3 protein-coding genes are annotated in these 1,459 nt (G+C 31.3%); all 3 read left to right on the top strand.

Annotated elements, in window-relative coordinates; translation table 11 throughout:
* A partial coding sequence (locus GA0061080_RS12225; protein ID WP_209435852.1) for an NAD(+)--dinitrogen-reductase ADP-D-ribosyltransferase occupies positions 1-510 on the top strand: 510 nt, incomplete at its 5' end.
* Positions 507-1,106, top strand: a complete 600-nt coding sequence (locus tag GA0061080_RS12220) for a hypothetical protein (RefSeq protein ID WP_091126234.1) — start codon at positions 507-509, stop codon at positions 1,104-1,106. The genes GA0061080_RS12225 and GA0061080_RS12220, both read left to right, overlap by 4 nt.
* Positions 1,107-1,181: 75 nt before the next feature.
* Positions 1,182-1,400 (top strand): RHS repeat domain-containing protein, encoded by a 219-nt coding sequence (locus GA0061080_RS13380; protein WP_091126230.1) that lies wholly within the window; start codon positions 1,182-1,184, stop codon positions 1,398-1,400.
* The last annotated feature ends 59 nt before the right edge of the window (positions 1,401-1,459 follow it).

The following is a 1,459-nucleotide window of genomic DNA, read 5'->3' as shown; positions in this document are numbered from 1 at the left end:
ACTCAAGATCCAATAGGGATTTTAAGTGATATCAATCTATATCGATATGTAGGTAATAATCCTATTAGCGGAATAGATCCGTTAGGATTGGATTTAATAGAACTTTACAGAGGAACAAAATTTGAAGCAGAATTATTATTATATGATGAAACTGGTTGGATTTTAAGTCAAACAGGAGCAAATACTTATTATGCTGCACGATTTTCTAATATACCGATAAGAGATGCTTTAAGTAAAGCTATTATTGAAACTAAATATGTTCATGCAAAAGCAATTAAGGAATGGGGAAGCATAGAACAATATGTACTTGCTCATGGTGAATTTGGCCAAGAAATCTATTCAATTTCTGGTGGAAGATCTCTAATATCTTTCTCTACAAATAAAGAGATAGCACAAAGATTCGGTAGTACAATTTTGCATATAAAAATTCCAAGGAGCAAAGTTATACAACAAATTTTAGAAACTTCAACAGAGTCAGAATATTTAATTATTAATGGAGTAAAGCCATGAAATGGATAAAAGCAGAAGGAGTAGAGTTTAAATATATTTTTCCTAATGATAAAAACTTCACAGAAGTGGAATTCTTATTCAAAACTAAAATTATAGATTCATATTATAATATGCCTTTATTACGTGATAACGATCTTCCGGATGAGCTCTATAAAATAATACAGAATGGAAATAATACACGATTAGCTATTTTTAAACGCCCTCAATTTCCAAAAAATCAAAAAGAAAATATCACATTTTATGATGCTCCTTATTGTATTGTATGGCCAAATTATGATATTGATTTAAACGTGTTAGATCAAAAAGTAATTAATGATACTTTTAATGATCAAGATTTCATCAATTCAATTAAAACATATATTCAAAGAGTGGTTTGTTTTACTTGTCATCAAGAATATGTTTCATTAGTCATTGATCCTGGAGCGATTTATATTATTTTAGATAAAAGTGGTAAACCAGATAGCTCTAAACTTGATTTGTTAGAAAAAAAATTACACAGGGTTAATTTAAAAAAATGCCCTAATTGTAGTTCCTCCTTTACTATATATGTAGCTAAAATTTTATATAAATGTGAAGATAAAAAATTTACATGGTAATTAAAAAACAAAATAGTAGTCTGGTAACATTTTTACTGAAAATACCAATCTCCGTATAATACTTTTGGACAGACGATTTTTGAGTATGACCGCTTTGGTAATCTGATTGCTGAAAAGCGCGGAAAAGACCACAGTCTAGTCACCCACTATGAGTACGACAGCCGGCATCGGTTAATCAAAGTGATTAAGCCGACGGGGCTCATAATCACCTATACTTATGATGCCTTTAATCGGCGTACTAGCAAAACCGTGGATGGTAAAACCACCGAATTTCTGTATTCGTCTCATCCTTGAGACTCACCCTTGCAGGGCCAACGCTAACGCGTTGTTCAAATTTGTTCCAGACAAATTTG

The sequence above is a fragment of the Gilliamella intestini genome, assembly GCF_900094935.1.
GTDB classification, from domain to species: domain Bacteria; phylum Pseudomonadota; class Gammaproteobacteria; order Enterobacterales; family Orbaceae; genus Gilliamella; species Gilliamella intestini.
This window is presented reverse-complemented; position numbering and strand designations above follow the sequence as displayed.